Source organism: Corallococcus sp. BB11-1, from assembly GCF_026626625.1.
Classification (GTDB): Bacteria; Myxococcota; Myxococcia; order Myxococcales; family Myxococcaceae; genus Corallococcus; species Corallococcus soli.
In genome coordinates, this window is sequence record NZ_JAPNJY010000031.1 from 268,263 (window position 1) to 293,157 (window position 24,895).

At 70.7% G+C, this 24,895-nt stretch carries 24 protein-coding genes; 21 read left to right on the forward strand and 3 right to left on the reverse strand.

Translation table 11 applies throughout. The features are described from left to right. The 9 genes from trpD (at nucleotide 1) to OV207_RS27195 (ending at nucleotide 6,851) form a co-directional block, all read left to right on the forward strand. Nucleotides 1-1,017 carry an anthranilate phosphoribosyltransferase gene (trpD, locus tag OV207_RS27155; protein ID WP_267557978.1) on the forward strand — a complete coding sequence of 339 codons (1,017 nt, stop codon included), beginning with the start codon at nucleotides 1-3 and terminating at the stop codon, nucleotides 1,015-1,017. Continuing rightward, complete coding sequence (locus tag OV207_RS27160) at nucleotides 1,014-1,832, forward strand: indole-3-glycerol phosphate synthase TrpC (RefSeq protein ID WP_267557979.1); 819 nt, start codon at nucleotides 1,014-1,016, stop codon at nucleotides 1,830-1,832. Before trpD ends, OV207_RS27160 begins: the two co-directional genes overlap by 4 nt. Beyond that, on the forward strand, nucleotides 1,829-2,479 hold the full coding sequence (locus OV207_RS27165; RefSeq protein ID WP_267557980.1) for a phosphoribosylanthranilate isomerase: 651 nt from the start codon (nucleotides 1,829-1,831) through the stop codon (nucleotides 2,477-2,479). Before OV207_RS27160 ends, OV207_RS27165 begins: the two co-directional genes overlap by 4 nt. Before the next feature lie 106 nt (nucleotides 2,480-2,585). Beyond that, nucleotides 2,586-2,987, forward strand: coding sequence for a hypothetical protein (locus tag OV207_RS27170; protein WP_193430829.1), 402 nt, complete (start codon nucleotides 2,586-2,588; stop codon nucleotides 2,985-2,987). Continuing rightward, nucleotides 2,984-3,352 (forward strand): DUSAM domain-containing protein, encoded by a 369-nt coding sequence (locus OV207_RS27175; RefSeq protein ID WP_193430828.1) that lies wholly within the window; start codon nucleotides 2,984-2,986, stop codon nucleotides 3,350-3,352. The genes OV207_RS27170 and OV207_RS27175 overlap by 4 nt, the downstream gene beginning before the upstream one ends. A 272-nt stretch (nucleotides 3,353-3,624) precedes the next feature. Further along, nucleotides 3,625-4,830 carry a tryptophan synthase subunit beta gene (trpB, locus tag OV207_RS27180; protein WP_267557981.1) on the forward strand — a complete coding sequence of 402 codons (1,206 nt, stop codon included), beginning with the start codon at nucleotides 3,625-3,627 and terminating at the stop codon, nucleotides 4,828-4,830. Continuing rightward, nucleotides 4,827-5,618 (forward strand): tryptophan synthase subunit alpha, encoded by a 792-nt coding sequence (gene trpA, locus OV207_RS27185; protein WP_193430826.1) that lies wholly within the window; start codon nucleotides 4,827-4,829, stop codon nucleotides 5,616-5,618. The genes trpB and trpA overlap by 4 nt, the downstream gene beginning before the upstream one ends. A gap of 42 nt (nucleotides 5,619-5,660) precedes the next feature. Next, on the forward strand, nucleotides 5,661-6,203 hold the full coding sequence (locus tag OV207_RS27190; protein WP_193430825.1) for a GNAT family N-acetyltransferase: 543 nt from the start codon (nucleotides 5,661-5,663) through the stop codon (nucleotides 6,201-6,203). A gap of 51 nt (nucleotides 6,204-6,254) precedes the next feature. Next, nucleotides 6,255-6,851, forward strand: coding sequence for a histidine phosphatase family protein (locus OV207_RS27195; protein ID WP_267557982.1), 597 nt, complete (start codon nucleotides 6,255-6,257; stop codon nucleotides 6,849-6,851). A gap of 3 nt (nucleotides 6,852-6,854) precedes the next feature. Here the strand turns inward: OV207_RS27195 and OV207_RS27200 are convergent, their stop codons facing one another. The 3 genes from OV207_RS27200 to OV207_RS27210 all read right to left on the reverse strand — a co-directional run bounded on the left by OV207_RS27200 (nucleotide 6,855) and on the right by OV207_RS27210 (nucleotide 9,909). After that, entirely contained in the window at nucleotides 6,855-7,418 is a 564-nt protein-coding gene (locus tag OV207_RS27200; protein ID WP_267557983.1) for an anthranilate synthase component II, read from the reverse strand. Next, nucleotides 7,415-8,911 carry an anthranilate synthase component I family protein gene (locus OV207_RS27205; RefSeq protein WP_193430822.1) on the reverse strand — a complete coding sequence of 499 codons (1,497 nt, stop codon included), beginning with the start codon at nucleotides 8,909-8,911 and terminating at the stop codon, nucleotides 7,415-7,417. The genes OV207_RS27200 and OV207_RS27205 overlap by 4 nt, the downstream gene beginning before the upstream one ends. Nucleotides 8,912-8,982: 71 nt before the next feature. Beyond that, nucleotides 8,983-9,909, reverse strand: coding sequence for an SH3 domain-containing protein (locus OV207_RS27210; RefSeq protein WP_267557984.1), 927 nt, complete (start codon nucleotides 9,907-9,909; stop codon nucleotides 8,983-8,985). A 203-nt stretch (nucleotides 9,910-10,112) separates the two neighbouring features. Between OV207_RS27210 and OV207_RS27215 the strand changes: the two genes are divergently transcribed. The 12 genes from OV207_RS27215 (at nucleotide 10,113) to OV207_RS27270 (ending at nucleotide 24,880) form a co-directional block, all read left to right on the forward strand. Beyond that, nucleotides 10,113-11,135: a ligase-associated DNA damage response exonuclease gene (locus OV207_RS27215; protein ID WP_267557985.1), complete on the forward strand. Its 1,023-nt coding sequence runs from the start codon at nucleotides 10,113-10,115 to the stop codon at nucleotides 11,133-11,135. Between the two features lie 3 nt (nucleotides 11,136-11,138). Further along, nucleotides 11,139-12,737 (forward strand): ATP-dependent DNA ligase, encoded by a 1,599-nt coding sequence (locus tag OV207_RS27220; RefSeq protein ID WP_267557986.1) that lies wholly within the window; start codon nucleotides 11,139-11,141, stop codon nucleotides 12,735-12,737. 130 nt (nucleotides 12,738-12,867) lie between these two features. Then, a complete protein-coding gene (locus tag OV207_RS27225; protein WP_267557987.1) occupies nucleotides 12,868-15,291 on the forward strand; it encodes a ligase-associated DNA damage response DEXH box helicase in 2,424 nt (807 codons plus the stop codon). Further along, nucleotides 15,261-15,914: a ligase-associated DNA damage response endonuclease PdeM gene (pdeM, locus tag OV207_RS27230; protein WP_267557988.1), complete on the forward strand. Its 654-nt coding sequence runs from the start codon at nucleotides 15,261-15,263 to the stop codon at nucleotides 15,912-15,914. The genes OV207_RS27225 and pdeM overlap by 31 nt, the downstream gene beginning before the upstream one ends. Nucleotides 15,915-15,921: 7 nt before the next feature. After that, the gene (locus OV207_RS27235; protein WP_267557989.1) at nucleotides 15,922-16,305 is read left to right on the forward strand and encodes an HNH endonuclease; all 384 of its coding nucleotides are present in this window, start codon (nucleotides 15,922-15,924) and stop codon (nucleotides 16,303-16,305) included. Between the two features lie 440 nt (nucleotides 16,306-16,745). Next, a complete protein-coding gene (locus OV207_RS27240; protein ID WP_193430815.1) occupies nucleotides 16,746-17,408 on the forward strand; it encodes a cytochrome c3 family protein in 663 nt (220 codons plus the stop codon). Continuing rightward, nucleotides 17,405-20,656 carry a TAT-variant-translocated molybdopterin oxidoreductase gene (locus OV207_RS27245; protein WP_267558151.1) on the forward strand — a complete coding sequence of 1,084 codons (3,252 nt, stop codon included), beginning with the start codon at nucleotides 17,405-17,407 and terminating at the stop codon, nucleotides 20,654-20,656. Before OV207_RS27240 ends, OV207_RS27245 begins: the two co-directional genes overlap by 4 nt. A 5-nt stretch (nucleotides 20,657-20,661) precedes the next feature. Further along, nucleotides 20,662-22,098 (forward strand): NrfD/PsrC family molybdoenzyme membrane anchor subunit, encoded by a 1,437-nt coding sequence (gene nrfD / locus OV207_RS27250; protein ID WP_193430814.1) that lies wholly within the window; start codon nucleotides 20,662-20,664, stop codon nucleotides 22,096-22,098. Between the two features lie 4 nt (nucleotides 22,099-22,102). Beyond that, a complete protein-coding gene (locus tag OV207_RS27255) occupies nucleotides 22,103-22,648 on the forward strand; it encodes a DUF3341 domain-containing protein (RefSeq protein ID WP_193430813.1) in 546 nt (181 codons plus the stop codon). Further along, nucleotides 22,645-23,208 carry a c-type cytochrome gene (locus OV207_RS27260; protein ID WP_193430812.1) on the forward strand — a complete coding sequence of 188 codons (564 nt, stop codon included), beginning with the start codon at nucleotides 22,645-22,647 and terminating at the stop codon, nucleotides 23,206-23,208. The genes OV207_RS27255 and OV207_RS27260 overlap by 4 nt, the downstream gene beginning before the upstream one ends. Continuing rightward, nucleotides 23,205-24,404 (forward strand): hypothetical protein, encoded by a 1,200-nt coding sequence (locus OV207_RS27265; protein ID WP_193430811.1) that lies wholly within the window; start codon nucleotides 23,205-23,207, stop codon nucleotides 24,402-24,404. Before OV207_RS27260 ends, OV207_RS27265 begins: the two co-directional genes overlap by 4 nt. Continuing rightward, nucleotides 24,401-24,880: a hypothetical protein gene (locus OV207_RS27270; RefSeq protein WP_267557990.1), complete on the forward strand. Its 480-nt coding sequence runs from the start codon at nucleotides 24,401-24,403 to the stop codon at nucleotides 24,878-24,880. Before OV207_RS27265 ends, OV207_RS27270 begins: the two co-directional genes overlap by 4 nt. Nucleotides 24,881-24,895 lie beyond the last annotated feature (15 nt).

Sequence of the window (24,895 nt, forward strand, 5' to 3'; positions counted from 1 at the left end):
ATGACGCTCAAGGAAGCGCTGGGCAGGGTGGTGGGCCGGCGCGACCTCTCCCGCGAGGAGATGGCCTCCATCATGGGCCAGATGCTCGCGGGCGAGGCCTCCGCCGCGCAGGTGGGGGCGCTGGCCGCCGCATTGCGGATGAAGGGTGAGACCGAGGATGAGATCCTCGGCGCCGCGGAGGCCATGCGGGCCTGCGCGGCGCGCATCTCGCCGGTGGCCGAGGTGGTGCTGGACACCTGCGGCACGGGCGGTGATGGGGCGCACACCTTCAACATCTCCACCGCGGTGGCCTTCGTGGCCGCCGGGGCGGGGGTGACGGTGGCCAAGCACGGCAACCGGGCGGTCTCCAGTCGCTGCGGGAGCGCGGACGTGCTCGCGGCGCTGGGGGTGTCCATGGAGCGGGCGCACGCGCAGGTGGCGCGCGACATCGACGAGCACGGGGTGGGCTTCCTCTTCGCGCCCTCGCACCACAGTGCCCTGCGGCACGTGGCGCAGGCGAGAAGGGACCTGGGCTTCCACAGCGTGTTCAACCTGCTGGGGCCGCTGACGAACCCGGCCGGGGCGCGCTACCAGTTGCTGGGCACGTTCGACCGGCAGCGCGTGGAGCAGACCGCGCGGGTGCTGGGGCGGCTGGGGAGCCGGCGCGCGTGGGTGGTGCATGGCCACGACGGGCTGGATGAAGTCTCCCCCTGCGCGCCCACGGAGGTCGCGGAGCTGCGCGCGGACGGCACCGTGCACCGCTTCACCGTGACGCCGGAGGACGCGGGGCTCGCCACCATCTCACGGGACGCCATCGCGGGAGGTGACGCGGAGGAGAACGCCCATAAGCTGCGAGCCCTGCTCGCGGGCGAGCGGAACGGCATCCGCACCGCGGTGCTGCTCAACGCGGCCGCCGCGCTGCTCGTCGTGGGGCAGGTGGAGACGCTGAAGGACGGCGTGAAGAAGGCCGAGCACGCCATCGACTCAGGGGCCGCCGAGCTCAAGCTGGCCGCGCTCATCGAGAGGATCGCGGCATGACGACCGCCTCCTCCGCCGCGAAGTCCGCGCAAGCGCCCGGCACGCTGGACGTCATCATGGCGCGCAAGCGCCGGGAGCTGGGCACGCGCCCTGCCCCGAAGCACGGCGCGCAGCCCCCGACGCGGGACTTCGCGCAGGCGCTGGTGCGAAGGGTGCCCGGGCATCCGGTCAACGTCATCGCGGAGGTGAAGCGCAAGAGCCCCTCGGGCGGCGCCTTCCCGCACGCGGACGTGGTCGCGGTGGCCCGTGCCTATGAAGCCGCGGGCGCGTGCGCCATCAGCGTGCTCACGGACGGGCCGGACTTTGGCGGGGATCTGGAGGACCTGGTCGCGGTGCGGGCGGCCCTGTCCATCCCCGTGCTGCGCAAGGACTTCCTCGTCGCCGCGAGCGAAGTGGAGGAGAGCGCGGCCTGGGGCGCGGACGCGGTGCTGCTCATCGCGGATGCGCTCGAGGACGCCGTGCTGCGCGAGATGGTGGCCGCCGCGGAGCAGCTCCGCGTGGCCGCGCTCGTGGAAGCCCACACGCAGGAGCACGCCGAGCGCGCGCTCGCGGCGGGGGCGCGCATCGTGGGCCTCAACAACCGCGACCTGGCCACGCTGAAGACGGACACCGGCACGGCGCTGCGGGTGATGCCCGCGCTGCGCTCCCGGTCCACCGCGCTGGTGGCGGAGAGCGGGCTCAAGGCGCTCGCGGACCTCATCGCCGCGCGTGACGCGGGCGCGGACGCGGTCCTGGTGGGCGAATCGCTCCTGCGCGACGCGGACCCCGGCCGGGCCCTGCGCCGGCTGCTGGGCCTGGAAGGTGGCGGCGCGTGAACGTCACCATCAAGGTCTGTGGCGTGACACGCCTGGAGGACGCGCGAGGCGTGTGGGCGGCGGGCGCGGACGCGATGGGACTCAACTTCCATCCGGGCTCGCCCCGCTGCGTGGACGTGGCCACGGCGGCGGCGCTGTCCCGCACGCGGCCTCCGCTGGGCGCGGTGGTGGGCGTGTTCGTCAACATGAAGCCGGAGGACATCCGGCTGCGCGTGCGCGAGTGCGGCCTCACCGTGGTGCAGCTCCACGGCGACGAGCCCCCCGAGGCCTGCTCGGGCTACGGCGTGCCCGTCATCAAGGCGCTGCGCGTGCGTGGGCCGGACGACGTGGCGCGGGCCCGAGCCTACGTGGGCGTGGGCGACGTGGTGGGGCTGCTGCTGGACGGCGCGGCCCCGGGCTATGGCGGCGGCGGCGTCACCTTCGACTGGTCGCTGGTGGCTAGGCTCGCGGACTGTGGTGCGCCGGTGCTGGTGGCGGGCGGCCTCAAGCCGTCGAACGTGGCCGAGGCCGTGAAGGCCACCCGGCCCTACGGTGTGGACGTGGCCAGCGGGGTGGAGTCGTCCCCTGGCATCAAGGACCTGGACGCGGTGCGCGCCTTCGTGCGCACGGTCAGGTCCCTCAACCTCTGGGATGAGGGTCCACGGTAGCCCTTCCGCGCTCCTGCGAGCTGGACTGCGTGCTCTTCATCCCGCGTCCACCTCGCCCCGTCAGACGAAGCGACCCCTTCGGCGCCGCGCGGTAGCATCGGGCTCAATGAACACCCCGATCGCCGCCTCCTGGCGATACCTCCTCGCCCCCATCCTCGCGGCCCTCGGTCTGGGGTGCGCCACGATTGCGATGGATACCGAAACGGACTGCATCCAGCGCCACCCCGGCGTGCCGGAGGCATGCGGCCTCACGACCGCCGAAGCCGCCGCCATCATGGCCGCGGGGGTCGGTGCCACCGGCACGCATACCGGCTCCAACGCGGAGGAGTACGACGACGCACACAACGCCAACCTTCCGGACTGGAAACGGCGCTGCATCCAGTTGTACGGGGACTGCCAGACTCAGGACTGGATAGGGGCGAAGAGCTGCTTTGCGTGCTTCGAGCGCTGCCAGGGACAGCACATCTGGCCCTTCAACCGATGCCGGCCGAAGGATGAGCAACGATGAATGAGGAAATTGACTGGGACCCGATACACGCGCTCGTGCGGCAAGTCCTCCGCCAGGGAGCACCGCTGGTGCTCACCGACGACGTGCGCGACCTCTTGCGACGCACGGCGCGCGAAGTGGCACTGGACGCCGCCGACGTGAGCACCGAGGCAAGCGCGCTCGCCGTGCTGCGCGAGTGCTCGCGGCGCATCACCGAGGGCTCCAACCGGCTGGGGGATGCACTCCACCGGATGTACCGCCTCCGAGATAAAGGCGACTACGACACCGCCCGCCAGGAGATGCGCGACGTGCTGTCGGTCGAAGTGGTGCCCCTGTACCGCCAGATTGCGCAGGGCCAACTGGCCGCCATGGCCGACAAGCCGTGACGGCCAGGGCACGGCGCCAACGCCGCGCCGTGCCGGACAACAGCTCCCCCGCCCCCATCGACCCGGCGGGCCCCTCGCTTCGCGCGGGAACGCTCGACGCCCGCTCCGTCAGGCCCGGCCCCCTGCAAGCGAGGCAACATCCTCTGCGACCTCTGGCCCCTCCCCTGCCAGGAGGACTTGTGCTTCATTCTGCAATCGCACCGCCACCATGAGCCGCGCTACCCACTGCCCATGACACCCTGGCCGCCCCTCAAACCGCTTGGAGTAGAGCCATGACGACGGACACGGCCGCGGGCCGCTTTGGCCGCTACGGCGGACGCTATGTACCGGAGACCCTGGTCCCCGCGCTGATGGAGCTGGAAGAAGCGTACGCGGAAGCCCAGCGGGACGCGGCCTTCGGCGCGGAGGTCGCGCGCGTGCTGCGCGAATTCGTGGGCCGGCCCACGATGCTGACGCCCGCGCATCGCCTCACCGAGTCCTGGGGCGGCGCCCAGGTGTGGCTCAAGCGCGAGGACCTGGCGCACACCGGCGCGCATAAAATCAACAACACCGTGGGCCAGGTGCTGCTCGCCCGGCGCATGGGCAAGAAGCGCATCATCGCGGAGACGGGCGCCGGGCAGCACGGCGTGGCCACGGCCACCGCGTGCGCGCTCTTCGGCCTGCCCTGCGAGGTGTTCATGGGCGCGCTGGACGTGGAGCGCCAGGCGCTCAACGTCTTCCGCATGCGCGCGCTGGGCGCGGTGGTGCGGCCGGTGGAGTCGGGCTCGCGCACGCTGAAGGACGCGATGAACGAGGCCATGCGCGTCTGGGTGTCGCAGGTGGAGGACACCTACTACGTCATCGGCAGCGCGGCCGGCCCGCACCCCTACCCCACCATCGTGCGCGACTTCCAGGCCATCATCGGCAAGGAGATCCGCGAGCAGACGCAGGCCGCCATCGGCCGGCTGCCGGACGCCATCATCGCGTGCGTGGGCGGCGGCTCGAACGCCATCGGCGCGCTGCACCCCTTCATCCCGGACGCGTCGGTGCGGCTCGTGGGCGTGGAGGCGGCGGGCCACGGGCTCCAGTCCGGACAGCACGGCGCGTCGCTGACGCTGGGCACGGAGGGCGTGCTGCACGGGTCGCGCTCGCTGGTGTTGCAGGACGAGCACGGACAGATTCAAGAGGCGCACAGCATCTCCGCCGGCCTGGACTACCCGGGCGTGGGGCCGGAGCTGGCGCACCTGGCGAAGACGGGGCGCATGGAGGTGCGCACCGCGACGGACGACGACGCCCTCTCCGCCTTCTACGAGGTGGCGCGCACGGAGGGCATCCTCCCCGCGCTGGAGACGTCGCACGCGTTCGCGGCGGCGCGCGGCCTGGCCCGCGACATGGGCAAGGGCAAGCACCTGGTCATCAACTGCTCGGGACGGGGCGACAAGGACGTCGCGACCATCTCCGCGCGCGGCGTACCTCCGGCGACAGGGGCGAAGTCATGAGCACGGAGCTGGGCAAGGCGTTCGCGCGGGCGAAGGCCCGGGGCGAGGGCGCGCTGGTGGCCTACGCGATGGCGGGCGACCCCGACCTCGCGCGGTCGGTGGACGTGTTCGTCGCGATGGTGGAGGGCGGCGCGGACGTGCTGGAGCTGGGCGTGGCGTTCAGCGACCCCATCGCGGACGGGCCCGTCATCCAGGCCGCGGCGGAGCGGGCGCTGAAGGCGGGCGCCACGCTGCGCCGCGTGCTGGATGAAGTGGTGCCGGAGGTGCGCCGCCGCTGCCCGGAGACGCCGCTGGTCATCATGACGTACGTCAACGTGGTGATGGCCATGGGCGAGGCGCGCTACGCGAAGCTCGCGCGCGAGCGGGGCATCTCGGGCACCATCCTCCCGGACCTCCCTCCCGAGGAGAGCGCCGCCCTGCGCGCCGCGTTCGACGCGGAGGGCGTGGACCTCATCCCGCTGTGCGCGCCCACGACGCCGCCCGCCCGCGCGGAGGGCATCGCGAAGGACGCGCGGGGCTTCGTCTATTGCGTGTCCGTGGCGGGCGTCACCGGCATGCGCGCGGAGCTGCCCGCGAACCTGTCCGAACGGCTGGACCTGGTGCGCAGGGCCGCGTCCGTACCGGTGGTGGCGGGCTTCGGCATCTCCACCGGCGAACAGGCGAAGGCGCTGGTCGCCCATGCCGACGGCGTCGTCGTGGGCAGCGCCCTGGTGAAGGCCGCCCACGCGGACGGCCCGGCCGCGGCGAAGCAGCTCTGCGCTGACATCAAGCGCGGCTTGAAGCGCTGAATGCAGTACGGTCTCCAGCGGCACGAACGCTGGAGACCGGACATGCTCACCCTGGGCCCCACCCTCGAAACCCCTCGCCTCATCCTGCGGCCGCCCACGCTGCAGGACCTGGACGGCTTCGCCGCGATGATGGCGGACCCGGAATCCGCCCGCTTCATCGGCGGCCTCCAGCCGCGCTCCAACGTGTGGCGGGCGGTCTGCGCCATGGCCGGCTCGTGGGTGCTCCAGGGCTACGCCATGTTCTCCGTGTTCGAGAAGTCCACGGGGAAGTGGGTGGGCCGGGTCGGGCCCTGGATGCCGGACGGCTGGCCGGGCACCGAGGTCGGCTGGGGCCTGCTGCGCGAGCACTGGGGCAAGGGCTACGCCTCGGAGAGCTCCGCCGCCACCATCGACTGGGCCTTCGACAACCTGGGCTGGACGGAGGTCATCCACTCCATCGCCCCGGAGAACACGCCGTCGAAGCAGGTCGCCCAGCGCCTGGGCTCCCGCTTCCTGCGCATGGGCCACCTGCCCGCGCCGTACGACGCGGACCCCACGGAAATCTGGGGCCAGAGCCGTGAAGAGTGGCGAACACGGAAGAAGTAGCGCCGACCTTTTTCCCACCCATCCGGCCCCTGGCTGACACAGATTGGCGCCATGAAGACTCGCGCGCCCCAGGTGGTCCTCGTCCGTCACGGTGAGACGGAGTGGAGCCGCTCCAGCCAGCACACCGGCCGCACCGACCTGCCCCTCCTCGAAGAGGGACGGGTGATGGGCGAGAAGCTCCACGTCCCGCTGCGCGCCTGGAGCTTCGCCGCCGTGTGGTCAAGCCCGCTGAAGCGGGCCCTGGAAACCTGTGTGCTCGCCGGCTACGGCGGCGTGGTCCAGAAGCGCGACGACCTGATGGAGTTCGACTACGGCGACTACGAGGGCCGCACCGGCGCGGACATCCGCACCACGCGCCCGGACTGGACGCTGTGGGCCCACGGCGTCCCCAACGGCGAGACGCTGGAGCAGGTGTCGGCCCGCGCGGACCGCATCATCGCCGACGCCCGCGCGCTCCAGGACGACGTGCTCCTCTTCTCCCACGGGCACATGCTGCGCATCATCGCCGCGCGCTGGCTGGGCCTGCCCCCGGACGGAGGCAGGCTGTTCCACCTGGGGACCGCCTCCATCAGCGTGCTGGGCTCCGAGGCCGGCGGAAGGCAGCCGGTCCTCGAAAGCTGGAACGACACCACGCACCTCAAGGAGTGAGCGCTACAGCCGGCCCTCCAGGAAGTTGCGCACCAGCGCCGGGCCCTCCGGCGTCAGCACGCTCTCCGGATGGAACTGGAAGCCCACCACCGGCCGCGTCCGGTGCCGGAGCGCCATCACCAGTCCGTCCTGGCTCCACGCCGTGGCCTCCAGTTCCTGGGGCAGCGACTCCGCGGCCACCACCAGCGAGTGGTAGCGCGCCGCCTGGAACCCCTGGCTCAGGCCGGTGAACACGCCCGTGCCGCCGTGCCGGATGTGCGCCGCCTTGCCGTGCACGGGCTCCGGCGCGCGCACCACGTCACCGCCGAACGCCGCGCCAATGGACTGGTGTCCCAGGCACACGCCCAGCACCGGCACGCGCGACTGGGAGATGGCCGCCACGCTCACCCCGGCCTCATGCGGCGTGCACGGCCCCGGGGACACCACCAGGTGGGACGCGCCCGAAGCGACGACGCCCGCCGCATCCAGCGCGTCGTTGCGCACGACCTTCACCTCCGCCCCCAGCGTGTAGAGCAACTGCACGAGGTTGAAGGTGAACGAGTCATAGTTGTCGATGACGAGGATCATCGCCCACCGCCTTCACGCGCGAGGCGCAGCGCGGCGGCCATGGCCCCCGCCTTCGCCTCCGTTTCGTCCGCTTCCTTCATCGGATCCGAGTCCGCCACCAGCCCCGCGCCAGCGGTCCACATCGTGCGGTCGCCATCCACGAAGAAGGTGCGCAGCGCGATGGCCACGTCCAGCGTGCCGCAGAAGGACAGGTAGCCCACCGCGCCGGCATAGGGCCCGCGCCGCATGGGCTCCAGCTCGTCGATGATCTGCATGGCGCGAATCTTCGGAGCCCCCGACACGGTGCCCGCGGGGAAGGTGCTCGCCAGGGCATCCAGCGCGTCGAAGCGCGTGGTGTCCAGCTTGCCGCGCACCTGGGACACGATGTGCATGACGTGGCTGTAGCGCTCGATGACCATCATGTCCTCGATGCGCACGGTGCCCGGCGCGGCCACCCGGCCCACGTCGTTGCGGCCCAGGTCCACCAGCATGATGTGCTCGGCGCGCTCCTTCTCGTCCGCGAGCAGCTCCTTCTCCAGCGCCACGTCCTCGGCCTCGGAAGCGCCCCGGCGCCGCGTGCCCGCGATGGGCCGCACCACCACGTCGCCGTCGCGCACCTGCACCAGCAGCTCTGGCGAAGCGCCCACCAGCGCGCGCGCCTCGCCCAGGTCCACCATGAACAGGTACGGCGACGGGTTCACCCGCCGCAGCGCCCGGTAGAGCGACAGCGGGGGGATGGCGCCCTGCGCCTCGAAGCGCCGGGCGAGCACCGCCTGGAAGCAGTCCCCCGCGCGGACGTACTCCTTCACCTTGTCCACCGCGGCGGCGTAGCCCTCGCGGTCCCAGCAGGCCACGGGCGCCGGGGCGTTCTTCTGCGCCGGCACGGCCGCGTAGGCCTCCGGCGACAGCGGACGGCGCAGCTTCTGCGCCATGGCCTCGGCGCGCTCCTCCGCGTCCTTCATCGCCGCCTTGACGGTGCCGTGCAGGGCGGGCCGGGCGATGGCGATGGCCTTGAGCGTCTGGGTGCGCGTGTCGTGGGTGACGAAGTCCTCGGACACCAGCCACTCCGAATCCGGGAAGCCGGTGTCGCGCGGGTGCCGGTCCGGCACGCGCGGCTCGAACCACGAGGTGGCGTTGTAACCCAGGTAGCCCACGAGCCCGCCCAGGAAGGGCGCCTCGCCCGGCAGCGTCTCCACGGCCAGCTCGCGCCACAAGGTGCGCAGCACGTCCAGGGGGCGGCCCTCGCGACGCTCCTCGTGCGCGCCCCGCCACAACGTGAGCCCGTCGGCGTCCAGCCGCACGCGGCCGGCCGGGTTCGAGCCCACGTGGCTGTAGCGCCCGAAGCGCTCGCCGCCGTAGCACGACTCGAGGATGAAGCCGCGGCCCGCGCCGCCCAGCTTCAGGTATGCCGACAGCGGCGTGTCCAGGTCCGCCGGCAACTCCACCGACACCGGCACCGCCTGGCCTGCTTCCGCGCGCTTCCGGTAGGCTGCCTTCCGCTCCTGCGCATCCATGGTCGATTGCCCTGGCCCCTCATCCATCACCCGGAGGGGCGCCCGGGTGCCCGGCCTTCCGGGCCCTGCGATTACGGCTTCACGTCCGATACGGCGCCCGAAGAGGCGGGCTTCCCCACCTCCGCGAACACGCCGTCCTGCCACTGATACAACGTGCGCTCCGTGCTCTTCCGCGGATTGCCTTCCGCATCCTCGTCCTCGACAGTCGTCCGAGCGACCTGGAGACGCTTCGAGGCTGGCTGGAAGGAGACCTCGAAAGTGCTCTCGCTCGGCGGATCCATCAGCCCGCCCAGCTCCAGCGCGAGCTTCGCCTTTCCAAGCACGCCCTTCTTTCCGTCCGCCCCCGCGTAGCTCACATATGAGGTGACGAGGTCGCCGCAGCGCTCCGGCCTGGAGTCCACCACCAGCAGCGCCATCCCCGCCTTCTTCGCGGGGACCAGCGTCATCGTCGCGGGGCCGCCCTGCCCCATGCCGTAGGAGGTAGACGCCACGGGCACGTCCACGCTGCTCACCCGGCGCGGCGGCTTCACACCCGGCTCCAGCACGCGCACGCGGGCCTTGAACTCATTGCTCATCACCAGCGTGGCCACCTCCAACTCGCCATCGCCGTCCAGATCCGCCTCGATGCGGAACGGGGTGAGCGTGTTGCCGAAGACCCAGCCCGTGACAGGGGCCGCTCCCTTGGGGGCCTTCGCGTCCACCACCGCCACCTGGTACCAGGTGTTGACGTACTCACCGACCTTCGCGCGCGCCCCCGCCGCCACCACGCGCACGGGCGTGCCCAGCATCAGGGTCTGGAGCACGGCCCCATCCGCCGCCGCGCTCGCGCGCAGGTTGGCCTCGTCCACGCCCAGGTAGAGGCGCTGGCCCTCCTCGAACGCGGTGAACTCGAAGTCCTTCAGCGCCAGTGACGCCCCGCTCACCTTCGACACGCTGTACTCCAGGGGTGACGGTTCGTTCTGGGCAAGGAGCAGGGACAGCAGGAGCGCGGGCGTCATCGGGAGAGGGTCCGTCGAGAAGAGGGTCCCCGGGTTTATCCCCCGGCGCCGCCGACCCTCCAAGGGGCCCTGCGGTCGCTGCCTTCGTCCTTTGGGCCGCAACTGGGGCCCGGCAGCACGCCTGCCCCCTTGTCAGCGGAGCGAAACCCGAACCACCTCCGTGGGTGGCCCCTGCTCCAAGGCCTCGTTACCTCTAGAGGACCGTGGGCTCCGCCTCCTTCCAGGACCGACCGCCGCTGGTCTCCGTGACGCCCCAGGGCCTGTACTGCCGGGCGGGGAACTTCTACATCGACCCCTGGCGTCCGGTGGAGCGGGCGCTCGTCACGCACGCGCACGGCGACCACGCCCGCAGCGGCAGCCAGCGCTACCTGGCGGCCCGCGCCGGACTGGGCCTGTTGCAGCGGCGGCTGGGCGCGGACTCCGTCATCGACACGCTGGAGTACGGCGAGAAGCTGACCGTGGGCGACACCACCGTGAGCTTCCACCCGGCGGGCCACGTCCTGGGCAGCGCGCAGATCCGCATCGAGCACCAGGGCGAGGTGTGGGTCGTGTCCGGCGACTACAAGCGCACGCCGGACCCGACGTGCGCGCCCTTCGAGGTGGTGCGCTGCCACACCTTCATCACCGAGGCGACGTTCGGCCTGCCCATCTACCGCTGGGATGATCCGCGCCTCGTGGCGGAGGACATCCTGCGCTGGTGGGACGCGAACCGCGCGGCGGGGCGCTCCGCGGTGCTCTTCTGCTACGCGCTGGGCAAGGCGCAGCGGCTGCTGGCGGAGCTGGGGAAGCTGACGGACCGGCCGGCCTACGTGCATGGCGCGGTCAACGGGCTCGTCACCGCGTACCGGGAGGCGGGCGTGGAGATGCTTCCCACGCAACTGGTGTCGGAGACGGAGAAGGGCACGTCGTTCGCGGGCGCGCTGGTGCTGGCCCCCCCGAGCGCGGGCGGCTCCACGTGGATGCGCCGCTTCGGTGAGGCGGAGACCGCGTTCGCGTCCGGGTGGATGCGCGTGCGCGGCAACCGGCGGCGGCGGGGCTTCGACCGGGGCTTCGTGCTGTCGGACCACGCGGACTGGCCGGACCTGCTGCGCACGGTGGCGGACACGCAGGCGGAGAAGGTGCTCGTCACCCACGGCCAGACGGATTCCCTGTCGCACTACCTGCGCGAGCGCGGCGTGGATGCCTCGCCGCTCGCCACGCCCTTCGAGGGCGATGCGGAGGACTGACGCGTGCGCCGACTGGCGGACCTGTACGACACGCTCGACCAGACGACGTCCACCAACGCGAAGGTGGACGCGATGGCGCGCTACTTCCGTGAAACGCCACCCGAGGACGCGGCGTGGGGCCTGTTCTTCCTCACGGGCCAGAAGCTCAAGCGGCTCCTGACCTCGAAGCTGCTGGTGGGCTGGACGCAGGAGCTGACCGGCATCCCGGACTGGCTCTTCGCTGAGGTCTACGCCTCGGTGGGGGACCTGGCGGAGGTCATCGCGCTGCTGCTCGACGGGGCGAACCTGCCGCCCGAGCACGCCGAGGAGCTTCCCCTCTCCACCTGGATCGAGGAGCGCCTGCTGCCCCTGCGCGGCCTGGAGGCCTCGGAGCAGCGCGAGCGCGTGGTGGGGTGGTGGAGGTCCATGCCGCGCCGCGAGCTGTTCCTCCTCAACAAGATGCTCACCGGCGAGCTGCGAGTGGGCGTGTCCAACACGCTGGTGGTGCGCGCCATCGCGCAGGTGACGGGGCTGCCCGCGCCCAGCGTGGCGCACCGGCTGATGGGGACGTGGAAGCCCACGCCGGAGTTCTTCACCCAGCTCGTGGCCCCGGACGTGACGGACGGGCACGTGTCGCGCCCGTATCCGTACTACCTCGCCTCGCCGCTGGAGCAGCCGGCGGAGTCGCTGGGCGAGTTGCGGGACTGGCTCGTCGAATGGAAGTGGGACGGCATCCGCGGCCAGCTCATCCGCCGCCAGGGCGAGGTGTTCCTCTGGAGTCGCGGCGAGGAGCTCCTCACCGAGCGCTTTCCTGAAATCACCGAGGCCTCCCGCGCCCTGCCCGAGGGCACGGTGCTCGACGGCGAGGTGATGGCCTACGAGGACGGCGTCCCCCTACCCTTCGCCCGGCTCCAGCGCCGCATTGGCCGGCAGAAGCTCACGCCCAAGGTGCTGGCGGAGGCCCCCGCCGCGTTCGTCGTCTACGACCTGCTGGAGCAGGATGGAAAAGACGTGCGCGGCCTGCCCCTGCGCGAGCGCCGCGCGAGGCTGGAAGCCCTGCTCGCAAACCATCCCCGCTTCCCCATCTCCCCATCCGTGACGGCGCCCTCGTGGGAGGCCCTGGCCGAGCTGCGCAAGGAGTCCCGAACGCGCAACGTGGAGGGGCTGATGCTCAAGCGCCTGGACTCCGCGTACCAGACGGGGCGCAAGCGCGGCGACTGGTGGAAGTGGAAGATCGACCCGTACACGGTGGACGCGGTGCTGCTCTACGCGCACCCCGGGCACGGCCGGCGCTCGTCGCTGTACACGGACTACACCTTCGCGGTCTGGAACGGCGAGGACCTGCTGCCGGTGACGAAGGCGTACTCGGGGCTCACCGACGAGGAGATTGGCCGGTTGGACCGGTGGATCCGCGCCCACACGCGGGAGAAGTTCGGCCCGGTGCGCTCGGTGGATCCGGAGCAGGTTTTCGAGCTGCACTTCGAGGCCATCGCCCCGTCGCCGCGACACAAGTCGGGCATCGCCCTGCGCTTCCCACGCATCGCCCGCTGGCGCGCGGACAAGACGGCCCGGGACGCGGACACGCTCGACGCGCTGAAGGGGCTGCTGCATGCCGCCCACTAGCAGGCCTCGCCGCAACCGCATGCGCGGCAAGCTCGCACCGGAGAAACAGACCGATACGCCCCCCGCGCCGCGAAGCCGGGCGAAGAAGCGCACCGCGCCCCGGGCCCCCTCTCCGTTCCAGGGTCCGCCCATGGAACGCCTGCGGCATTGGTTCGCGGCGAAGGGCTGGACGCCCTACGCCTTCCAGGAAGAAGCGTGGGCCGCGTACGCGCGAGGCGACAGCGGCCTCATCCACGTCCCCACCGGCGCGGGCAAGACGTATGCGGCCTACCTGGCCCCGCTGGCGGACGTGGCGGAGCGCGACCAGAAGGGCCTCCAGGTCCTCTACCTCACGCCGCTGCGGGCGGTGTCGCGCGACATCGAGCAGGCCCTGCGTGAGCCGCTGATGGCGCTGGACGCGGACCTGGACGTGGAGAGCCGCACGGGAGACACGTCCGCGTCCGTGAAGCAGCGTCAGCGGGAACGCCTGCCGCAGGTGCTCATCACCACGCCGGAGTCCTTGTCGCTGCTCATCGCCCAGGAGCACGCGGCGGAGCACTTCGCCTCGCTGCGCGCCATCATCGTGGACGAGTGGCACGAACTGCTCGCTTCCAAGCGCGGCACACAGGTGGAGCTGGCCCTGGCCCGCCTGCGCCACTTCGCCCCGGACGTGCGCATCTGGGCGCTGTCCGCCACGCTCGCCAACCTGGACGAGGCCGCGCGCGCCGTCGTGGGCACGGCGCGCACGCCCACCCTGGTGAGCGCGGACCTCCAGCGCCCGGTGGACGTGGAGACGCTGGTCCCGGAGAAGGTGGACACCTTCCCATGGGCGGGGCACCTGGGCTTCACCATGCTCCCGCGCGTGGCGGACTGGCTGGACCCCACGCAGTCCACGCTGCTCTTCACCAACACGCGCTCCCAGGCGGAGCGCTGGTACGAAGGCCTGCGCTACCTGCGCCCTGAATGGGCCCACCTGCTCGCGTTGCACCACGGCTCCATCGACCGGGAGGAGCGCGAGCGGGTGGAGGCGGGCCTCAAGGAAGGAAGCCTGCGCCTCGTCGTGTGCACGTCCTCGCTGGACCTGGGCGTGGACTTCGGTCCGGTGGAGCGCGTCATCCAGATAGGCAGTCCCAAGGGCATCGGCCGCACCCTCCAGCGAGCGGGCCGCAGCGCGCACCGGCCCGGCGCCACCTGCCGCATCCTCTTCGTCCCCACGCACGCGCTGGAGCTGGTGGAGATGGCCGCCGCCAGGGACGCCATCGCGCGCCGCGAAGTGGAGCCGCGCGCGCCGCTGTCCAAGCCGCTGGACGTCCTCGCGCAGCACCTGGTGACGTGCGCCCTGGGAGGAGGCTTCACCCGCGAGGCGCTGAGGGAGGAGGTCCGCACCGCCACGAGCTACGCGTCCCTCACCGACGAGGAGTTCGACTGGACGCTGGCCCTGGTGCGCGAGGGAGGCCCCACCCTGCGCGCCTACCCGGAGTTCCGCCGCGTGGTGGAGGTGGAGGCCCGCTTCCGCGTCCCCGACGCGCGCCTCGCCCGGCTGCACCGGCTCAACATCGGCACCATCAGCTCGGATGCGTCCGTGCAACTGCGTTACTGGAGCGGGGGCAAGCTGGGCACGGTGGAGGAGTCCTACGTCAGCCGCCTGAAGCCCGGCGACACGTTCCTCTTCGCGGGACGCCGCCTGGAGTTCAGCCGCTTCAAGGACATGACCGCGTACGTGAAGCCGGCGAAGGCCAAGGCCACCCAGACGCCGCGCTGGGGAGGCAGCCGCCTGCCGCTCTCCACGTCGCTCGCGTCCGCGATGCGCCGCACGCTGGAGGCCGCGCGCCAGGGCGACGTCACCCGGGACGAGATCGCCGCCGCCTGGCCCATCCTTGATGCGCAGGCCCGCCTGTCGCGCATCCCCTCGGACGAGGGCTGTCTGGCGGAGACGTGCCGCACGCGCGACGGCCACCACCTGTTCCTCTACCCCTTCGAGGGACGGCTGGTGCACGAAGGGCTGGCGGCGCTCCTGGCCCTGCGGTTCACGCGGCTGCAGAAGGCGACCTTCAGCCTGTCGGTGAACGACTATGGGCTGGAGCTGCTCACGCCCACGCCCTTCCCCTTCGAAGAGGCGCTGCGCCCCGCGCTCTTCACCCGCGAGCGGCTGGTGGACGACATCCTGGAGAGCGTGAACCTGAGCGAGCTTGCACGGCGACAGTTCCGCGACATCGCCCGCGTGGCCGGGCTGGTGATGCCGGGGCTGCCGGGAGCGCGCAAGTCCACGCGCCAGGTCCAGGCCAGCGCCGCCCTCCTCTATGACGTCTTCGTGAAGTACGACCCGGACAACCTGCTGCTGCGCCAGGCGCGCCGCGAGGTCCTGGAGCAGCAGTTCGAACAGGGGCGGCTCGCGCGCACGCTGGAGCGCCTGGCAGCGCACCCCGTCGAATGCGTCCACGTCCCCCGGCCCTCGCCGCTGGCCTTCCCGCTGGTCATCGAGCGCATCAGCGCGAGCGTGTCCAACGAGTCCCTGCTGGAGCGCGTGGAGCGCCTCAAGGAGCGATGGTCCCAGGCCGATGCCAGACCCGCATAGGTGATGCGGACGTGGAGCTGCTCCCGGAGCGGGCCCTGCACTGGCCCGACGCCAGCGTGCTCGCGGTGGCCGACCTGCACTGGGGCAAGACGGAGTCCTTCCAGCAGCACGGCATCCCCCTGCCCCTGGGCGTGCTGGATGACGACCTCGCGCGCCTGTCCGCCGCGCTCACCGCCACCCGGGCCCGCCGGCTGCTGCTCGTGGGGGACCTGGTCCACTCGCGACAGGGCCTCACGCAGGACGTCATCCGCCGCGTCACCACCTGGCGCGAGGCCCACCCCCATTTGGACGTGGTCCTCATCCGGGGCAATCACGATCGCCACGTCCGCACCCTGCCCCCCACCTGGGGCATGGAGGACCGCGAGGACGCCCTGGACGAAGGCCCCTTCCGCTTCGCTCACCACCCCGAACCCGCGACCGGACGCTTCGTGTGGGCCGGGCACCTTCATCCGATGGTGAGGTTGGGTGGGGGAGGCGACCGGCTGCGTCTGCCCTGCTTCCACCTGCGCCCCGGGGTGGGCGTCCTGCCCGCGTTCAGTGCCTTCACGGGTGGGCTCAACGTGCGGCGCGGCCGGAACGACCGGATCTTCGCCGTCGCCGGCACCGCCGTGGTGGAGGTCTAGTCCCGCCATGAGCCAGGCCAAGCGGCGCCGCGTCCTGGGCATCATCGCCACCGACGCCACCTTCGAGCGCGTCGCCCACCGGGGCGCCGAGGTCTGGATGGGCAAGTGCCTGCACTGCAACGCCCACCTCGCCGTCGCCCTGGATGGCGAGCCCATCAGCCGCGCCACCATCGAGCACATCATCCCCCGGACCGCGGGGGGCACGGACGCGCTGGAGAACCTGGCCCTGGCCTGCGCCCGCTGCAACCAGGGCAAGGGCAGCCGCCACGACGCGAACTTCCACCGCGACGCCCGCGTCCGCGACCTGGTGGACCGGCTGCTCCAGAAGCGCCGCGATCGCTGGCGAGCCCCCGCCGACCCGGACTCCGAGTCGCCCCGCTTCAAGCCGTGACCGGTGGGTCCTGAGCCGTCGCACCCTGTATCGCGCGCACGCTGAGAGGGATTGATCCCCTGCGTGGCCGCGTGACGCGCAATGGCCCTTCCGATCGCCAGAAGCGGGATTCATCACCCGGGTGCGGCAACTTGTCGCCAACCCGCGTGGAAGTGCTATGCGCTCCGTATTCCCACTCCCCACAGAATGGTTGACACTGCCGTGTCGATGAATGATGGTCCCGCGCCGCGTTGGGTCGGGAAATGCATAAGGGACCCACGCCCACGGCACCATCCTAGAGGTTCGTTGGACGTGACTGCCTTGCCGTCTGAGCGCCAGGAGCCACCGCCCGCCCGGTCCACCGGGGCCGGGATGGCACCCTCGACTTCCGCGCCGGACGGCATTGACGCGTCCACCCCTGCTTTCATGTCGCCTTCAGTCCCCTTGCCCCTGGTCCTGGTATGAGCGGCCCTCTCTTCCCACGCTGGACGAATACGGTGTCGCGCCTGTCGGCCGCGATGCTCCTCGCCGTGCCCGCCATCGCCATCGGCGGTCTCTTGGCCTACGTGCGCTCACCGCTCGTGACCAACCAGGCACACCCGGTGGAACAGCCCATCGAGTTCGACCACCGGCACCACGCCGGCGACGAACAGATTGACTGCCGCTACTGCCACTGGACGGTGGAGAAATCCCCGTCGGCGGGCATCCCCTCCACCACCGTGTGCATGTCCTGCCACGCCCAGGTGTGGAACAAGAGCCCGTACCTCACCGAGGTCCGCAAGGCGTTCTTCGCCGACCAGCCCATCCCCTGGGTTCGCGTCCACAACCTGCCGGACTACGTCTACTTCAACCACTCCATCCACGTGGGCAAGGGCGTCGGTTGCGCCACCTGCCACGGCCGCGTGGACCAGATGGGCGCCATCGAGCAGGCCGCCCCGCTGACGATGAGCTGGTGTCTGGACTGCCACCGCGACCCGAAGCCCAGCCTCCGCCCCGCGGAGTTCATCACCAGCATGACCTGGGCTCCTCCGGCGGATAAGGCCGAAGCCGCGGCGCTCGCCGACAAGCTCTACAAAGAATACGACGTTCACTCGCGCACGAGCTGCTCCACATGCCACCGATGAACACCAAGCCTGACAGCGCGCCCGCGCAGGACCTCCCCTCGTCGTTCGCGCTCCCGGTCGTCACGGGAAGCAACGAGGCCAAGCCCCACGCGCACGACCACGACGATGTCGTGGCCGTCGCCCTGGAGCACGCGTCCACCCGCTCCATCCCGGCGGAAGGCGCGTACGGCAAGACGTACTGGCTCGGCCTGGAGGAGAAGCTCGCCACGCCGGAGTTCCTGGAGGAGACCCGCCCGGAGTTCCCCGTCGGCGCGGACCTGCCCCCCACGGGCTTCGCCCGCCGCGAGTTCATGCAGATCCTCGGCGCGTCGCTCGCGCTGGCCGGCGCCACCGCGTGCAGCACCCGTCCGCAGGACGAGCGGATGGTGCCGTACACCAAGACGCCGCCGGAGATCACCCCGGGCAACCCGCTGCACTACGCCTCCGGCATGACGCTCGCCGGCCACACCTCCGGCCTGCTGATCACCGCGCGCGAGGGTCGGCCCGTGAAGGTCGAGGGCAACCCCCAGCACCCGGTCAACCAGGGCGCCGCGGGCATCTTCGAGCAGGCCTTCCTGCTGTCGCTCTATGACCCGCAGCGCGCCCGCGTGCTGCGCCAGGGCAACAACCCGCGCTCGCTGCGCGTGCTCGCCGAGGACATCTCCGCGCTCGTCGGCACCAAGGCCGCGGGCGACGGCGGCGCCCGGCTGCGCTTCCTCTCGGAGCCCATCAACTCGCCGCTGCTCGCGGACATCAAGGCCCGCATCCAGCGCAAGCTGCCGGCCGCGAAGTTCCACAGCTTCGCGTCCATCTCCCACGAGTCCGCCGACACCGCGCACCGCGCCCTGTTCGGCCAGCCCGTGCAGGCCGTCTACGACCTGACCCGCGCGGACGTCATCGTCTCCCTGGACGCGGACTTCCTGGAGAGCCGCCCGGAGAACCTGGGCGTGTCGCGCCAGTTCGCGGACCGTCGCGACCCGAAGAACGGCGAACTCAACCGCCTCTACGTGGCCGAACACCGCATGTCCATCACCGGCGGCATGGCCGACCACCGCCTGCGCGTGAAGTCGCAGGAGGTCTTCGGCGTCGCCGCCGCGCTGGCGCAGGCCGTCGGTGGCCCCGCGGGCTCCCTGGCCGCCTCCGCCAAGGGCGGAACGCTGCGCCCGGAAGTCGCCTCGTGGGTGCAGGCCGTGGCCCAGGACCTCAAGTCCAAGGCCGGCCGCGGCGTCGTCCTCGCCGGTGAGCGTCAGCCCGCCGCCGTGCACGCGCTCGCCCAGGCCATCAACGCGGCCCTCGGCAACGTGGGCACGACCGTGAAGGTCGTCCCCGCCGCCGCGCCGGAGGCCTCCGGCCTCGCGGAGATCCGCGCCCTGGTGGAGGACATCAAGGCCGGCCGCGTGGACACGCTGGTCATCACCGCCAGCAACCCCCTCTACGCCCTCCCGGTGGACGCGGGCCTGGCGGAGGTGCTGGACCCCAAGCAGAACGCCAACCGCAAGGCCCTGTCGGTCCTGTACGCGGGCCACTACGAGGACGAGACCTCCAAGTACGCTGACTGGTTCGTGCCCCTGGCGCACCAGTTGGAGACCTGGAGCGACGGCCGCTCGGTGGACGGCACGGTGTCCATCGCCCAGCCCCTCATCCAGCCGCTCTTCAACGGCGTGCCGGAAGCGGAGCTGTACGCGCTGTTCCTCGACGAGCCGTTCCGCCCCGCCTACCAGATGCTCCGTGAGTACTGGACGGCGCAGGGTGGCGAGGCCGGCCGCGGCGACTTCGAGTCCCGCTGGGAGACCTGGGTCTCCGAGGGCGTCATCCCCGGCACCCTCGCAACCGCCGTGACGACCGCGCCGGACGTGGGCGCCGCCGCCGCCACGGTGTCCGCGTACCAGCCGCCGTCCGCCGGCGACCTGGAGATCAACTTCGTCGCCGACTACAAGCTGCTCGACGGTCGCTTCGCGAACAACGCGTGGCTCCAGGAGCTGCCGGACCCCATCACGAAGATCGTCTGGGACAACGCGGCCATCCTGAGCCCCGCGACCGCCAAGAAGCTGGGCCTGGAGAACGGCCAGTTGGCGGAGCTGGAGTACGGCGGCCGCAAGCTGCAGGTCCCCGTCACCATCCTCCCCGGCAACGCGGACGACACCGTCACCGTGGCCCTGGGCTACGGCCGCACCGGCCTGCACGAGGTGGTGGCCAAGGGCGTCGGCTTCAACGCGAACCTGCTGCGCAGCGTGAACGCCCCCTGGTTCGACGGCGGCGCGAAGCTCACCAAGGTCCGGGGCAGCCACACCTTCGCCCGCACCCAGTACCACTGGCGCATGGAGGGCCGCCCGCTGGCGCTCGACATGTCCGTCAGCGAGCTGGCGAACCCCTCGAAGGCCACCGAGCACGTGCTGGAGCGCGTCCAGGGCGAGCTGACGCCGGGCAAGCGGGACATGCTCGTGAGCCAGCGGACCGAGGACGGCAAGACGGTCCTCGAACAAAGCTTCGAGTACGCGAAGACGCCCCAGGAAGGCTACAAGTGGGGCATGTCCATCGACCTGTCGCGCTGCACGGGCTGCAACGCGTGCGTCGTGGCGTGCCAGGCGGAGAACAACATCCCCGTCGTCGGCAAGGAGCAGGTGGGCCGCGGCCGTGAGATGCACTGGCTGCGCATCGACCGCTACTTCGAGGGCGACGAGAGCAACCCCGCCATGGTCATGCAGCCCGTCGCGTGCGTGCACTGCGAGAAGGCCCCCTGCGAGTACGTCTGCCCGGTGAACGCCACCGTGCACTCGGACGAGGGCCTCAACGACATGGTGTACAACCGCTGCGTCGGCACGCGGTACTGCTCCAACAACTGCCCCTACAAGGTCCGCCGCTTCAACTACCTGCACTACACGCAGGGCAAGACGCCGACCGAGAAGATGCTGATGAACCCGGACGTCACGGTGCGCAACCGCGGCGTCATGGAGAAGTGCACGTACTGCGTCCAGCGCATCGAGCGCGTGCGCATCAACGCCCGCGTGGAGAAGCGCCTCATCCAGGAGAAGGAACTCCAGACGGCGTGCCAGCAGACCTGCCCCACGCAGGCCATCGCCTTCGGCTCCCTGGCGGACCCCGCACAGCGCGTCACCCAAATGCACGAGGACGAGCGCGCGTACCGGCTGCTGCACGAGCTGGGCACCCGTCCCCGCACCGCCCACCTCATCCGTCTGCGCAACCCCAACCCTGCCCTCGTGGCCACTGCTCCCGCTGAGTCGAAGCCGGCGCCCGAAGGAGGTCACTGACCGTCATGGCCGAGACCGCTCACGCACTCCCGCTCGACCCGCTCGAGCCCCGGGACCTCGTCGCGCCGCACCACGACGACAAGTCCCTCAATGAGACGCTGCTGGACCATGTCTGGCGCAAGCCCGGCAAGGGCTGGTTCATGATGCTGGGCATCACGTCCGCCGCCCTGGGACTGCTCGTCATCGGCGTCACCTACACCCTGGCGCGCGGCATTGGCGTGTGGGGCAACAACCAGCCGGTGGGCTGGGCGTTCGACATCGTCAACTTCGTCTGGTGGGTCGGTATCGGCCACGCCGGCACGCTCATCTCCGCCATCCTCCTGCTCTTCCAGCAGAAGTGGCGCACGAGCATCAACCGCTTCGCGGAGGCCATGACACTGTTCGCGGTCATGTGCGCCGGCCTCTTCCCGCTGCTCCACACGGGCCGTCCCTGGTTCGCCTTCTGGCTGTTCCCCTACCCCAGCACCCTGGGCGCGTGGCCGCAGTTCCGCTCGCCGCTGGTGTGGGACGTGTTCGCCATCTCCACGTACCTCACCGTGTCCGCGCTGTTCTGGTTCGTGGGCCTCATCCCGGACCTGGCGGCCCTGCGCGACTCGTCCAAGACGAAGCTGCAGCGCACCATCTACGGCCTGTTCGCCCTGGGTTGGCGCGGCTCCGGCCGGCACTGGCACAACTATAAAATCGCCTACCTGCTGCTCGCTGGCATTTCGACGCCGCTGGTGGTGTCCGTGCACACCATCGTCTCCTTCGACTTCGCCGTGTCGCAGATCCCGGGCTGGCACACCACGGTCTTCCCCCCGTACTTCGTGGCTGGCGCCGTGTTCAGCGGCTTCGCGATGGTCATCACGCTCATCGTGCCCGCCCGCAAGTACCTGGGCCTCCGGGACGTCATCACCGACCGCCACCTGGAGAACATGAACAAGGTCATCCTCGCGACGGGCCTCATCGTGTCCTACGGGTACATGATGGAGCACTTCGTCGCCTGGTACTCCCAGAACCAGTATGAGATCTGGACCTTCTACGTGAACCGCGCCACCGGCCCCTACGCCGGCGTGTACTGGCTGATGATCGCCTGCAACGTCATCACGCCGAACATCTTCTGGTTCAAGAAGTGCCGCACCAGCATCCCCATCATGTGGGTGGCTTCCATCGCGGTGAACATCGGCATGTGGTGCGAGCGGTTCATCATCATCGTCACCTCACTCTCCCAGGACTTCCTGCCGTCTTCCTGGGACCTGTACAGCCCCACCTGGGTGGACTGGTCCATCTACATCGGCACGCTGGGCCTGTTCGGCACCCTCTTCCTGCTGTTCCTCAAGTTCGTTCCCGCCGTCGCGGTGAGCGAGGTGAAGGAGCTGCAGTTGGAGCTGAAGCACGCCGCCCACGCCGCCAACGGCCACCACGGCACGGATTCCGCCGCGGCCTCGCACGGAGCGCACTAGCGTCATGGAAGCCAAGGTCCTCGATTCCTGGGTGTTGGCCGAGTTCGCCACGCCGGATGCCCTCGTGGATGCCACCCGGCAGATGCGCGAGAAGGGCTTCCAGGGCATGGACACCTATTCTCCGTATCCGCTGCACGGCGGGTCGGAAGCGCTGGGGTTGCCCCCTTCGCGGGTGCCCTTCATCGCCCTGGGTGGCGCGCTCACCGGCATGGTCACCGCGCTCGCGATGCAGACGTGGATGAACACCATCGACTACCCGCTCAACATCGGCGGTCGTCCGCTGCTCAGCCTCCCGGCGTGGGTGCCCATCACCTTCGAGCTGACCGTGCTCTTCTGCGCGTTCGGCATCGTCTTCGGGCTGCTCGGCCTCAGCAAGCTGCCCCAGCCGTATCACCCTGCCTTCGAGTTCGAAGCCTTCCGCAGCGCGTCCACGCACGGCTATTGGCTGAGCGTGCCCCACCCCACGGGGCAGGACGCGACGGACACCACGAACCAGTTGAAGTCCCTGGGCGCCACCCAGGTGACCGTCGTCTCGGGAGAGAACGAATGAGGTGGCTCATCCCCGCCGCGGGGCTCGCCGCGCTCACCGGCTGCAACGTCAGCAGTGAATTCCTCCAGCGCATGGAGACCCAGGCCAAGTACGAGTACTACGAGGCCTCCGAGTTCTGGCCGGACGGCCGCGCCATGCGCGTGCCCCCCGCCGGCACCGTTCCGCGCGAGCGCCCCGTGGGCAACCCCGGCATCAGCACCGGCCGCGCCAACGGCGTCGCGGTGACGAACGTCCCCATGACGGTGGACAAGCCGCTGCTCGCGCTGGGTCAGAAGAAGTACAACATCGTCTGCGCGCAGTGCCACGGCGTGCTCGGCGACGGCGACAGCGTCGTCGCGGAGAACATGGCCCTGCGCCTGCCGCCGTCGCTGCTGGACCTCGCGGACAAGCCGGCCGGCCACTTCTACACCGCCATCAACGAGGGCTACGGCATCATGCCGTCCTTCTCGGGTGAGCTCGACACGCGTGAGCGCTGGGCCGTCGTCGCCTATGTGCGCGCGCTGCAGGCCGCCCGTAGCACCCCCGGAGGGGCTCAGCCCGTCCCGCAGGAGAACCGATGACTGCCATGGAGCGCTATACCGGCACGCCCAAGTTGATGGTGCCCGCGTTCGGCCTGGGCGTGGTGGGCCTCGTGCTCACCGCCGTGGGGTTCTTCATGAACCCCGAGGCCACCAGCTTCAGCTACCTGCTGGGCTTTACCTACTGGGCGGGCATCAGCGTGGCCGCCCTCATCATGCTGGCCATCTTCCACACGGCGAAGGCCAAGTGGCTCATCGTCCTGCGCCGCGCCATGGAGACGATGGCGATCGCGGTGCCCGTCTTCGCGGTCCTCTTCCTGGGCCTGATTCCGGCCCTGAAGTACCTGTACCCCTGGTTCCCGGGCTCGCCCCTGCTCGCCAACATCCACGGCCTGGAGCTGGAGCACCTGGCCCACAAGCAGCACGGCTACCTGAACCCCACGTTCTTCGGCATCCGCCAGGTCATCTACTTCGCGGTGTGGATCTTCGTGAGCAGCCGCCTCTACGCCTGGAGCACGCAGCAGGATGAGGCAGGCGGGCTGGACCTCACCGTCAAGCAGCGCCGCTTCTCCCCGGGCGCCCTGCCCTTCCTGGCGCTCACCATCACGTTCGCCGCCTTCGACTGGCTGATGAGCCTCACGCCGATGTGGCAGTCCACCATCTACGGCGTCTACTATTTTTCGGGCAGCTTCCTGGCCGCCTTCTGCATGCTGACGCTCATCACCGTCAACGCGCAGGGCAAGGACCTGTACGGAAGTGTGGTGAAGATTCCGCACTACCATAACCTGGGCAAGCTCATGCTGGCCTTCACGGCGTTCTGGGCCTACATCGCCTTCTCCCAGTTCCTCCTCGTGTGGATCGCCAACATCCCGGAAGAGGCCCCGTGGTACGGCCTGCGCATGTTCGGCGCGTGGCGCCCCATGTCCATCGCGCTGTTCTGGCTGCACTTCGTGCTGCCCTTCTTCATGCTGCTGTCACGCAAGCTGAAGGAGAAGCCCCGCCTGCTGGCCGCGATGGCCGTGTATCTGCTTCTCATCCACGCGGTGGACCTGTACTGGCTCATCTGGCCGGCGTTCTCCGGTGAGGCCGGCCCGACGTTCCACTGGACGCTCCTCACGGCCTTCGTGGGCGTGGGCGGTGTCTCGGTGGGCTACGCCCTGATGCGGGCGCGCGGTCGGTACACGCTGCCGGTGAAGGACCCCTACATCGCGGAGTCCCTGAGGTACGTGCAGCCATGAAGAAGACCCAGTCCGAAGTCGAGTCCCGGGTCATCGTCGGTGCGCATGGCGTCGCGGCCGAGGAAGACCACATCGTCATGGGGAAGGTCGTGGGCGTCGGTGTTGGCGCCATGGTCCTCTTCTTCGTGGGCGCGGTGTGGGCCTGGCGCATCCAGGTCGTCACCATGGAGGAGGCCCAGCCGGACGGTCCTCCGCCGCGTCCCGCCGCGGTGGGCCAGTACGAGATTGGCATCGTGAACCAGCGCCTGTTCGAACAGGACTGGCGCGCGGTGGAGAAGCTGGGCGGCCAGCAGCAGGCCGTGAAGAACGGCTGGGGCGACCAGCCGGGCGTCAGGGCCCACAAGACCATCGACCAGGCCATGGACCAGGTCGTGGCCTCCGAAGCCGAAAAGGCCCGCCAGCCCGCCCCGACCCCGACCCCGGCCCCCGAGCCGGCGCCGCAGACGACGCCCCCGACGCCCGCGCCGACGAAGTAGGTTCCACCCGCTCCC